This is a genomic window from Bacillus sp. LR--39 (assembly GCF_053613335.1).
On the sequence record NZ_JBSIOT010001704.1, the window covers coordinates 1 to 502 of the forward strand.

The 502-nt window shown below is 46.8% G+C and carries 1 pseudogene; it reads left to right on the forward strand.

Annotated elements, in window-relative coordinates:
* Positions 1 to 49: 49 nt before the first annotated feature.
* Positions 50 to 502 (forward strand): annotated as a pseudogene (locus ACWHAR_RS32670) (bifunctional folylpolyglutamate synthase/dihydrofolate synthase); the annotation flags it as partial.

A 502-nucleotide genomic window follows, 5' to 3' on the forward strand; every position in this document is an offset into this window, starting at 1 on the left:
GGTCTTTCTAAAGCCGCTGGAAAACACCTTCATCAATTGAAGGGAAGGAATGCGCTTGTTCAAAACGTTTGATGAAGCACTCAGCTGGATTAACGGAAGGCTTAAATTCGGCGTGAAGCCGGGTTTGGAACGAATGGAATGGCTGCTGAGAAAGCTCGGGCACCCCGAGAAAAAGCTCAATGCGGTTCATGTCGCCGGAACAAACGGAAAAGGTTCAACGATCGCTTTTCTCCGTTCGGTATTAAATGAAGCCGGTTATACAGCAGGCACCTTCACATCACCGTATATCATCACCTTTAACGAACGGATCAGCGTTGACGGCGCCCCGATCTCAGATGAAGAATGGACGGCGCTCTTTAATGAGGTCGGGCCTCTTGTCCTTGAGCTTGAAAAAACCGAATTCGGAGCCACCACAGAATTTGAAATTATTACGGCATGCGCATTTTTATATTTTGCTAAATACAGGCGGACAGATTTTGTTATTTTTGAAACGGGCTTAGGC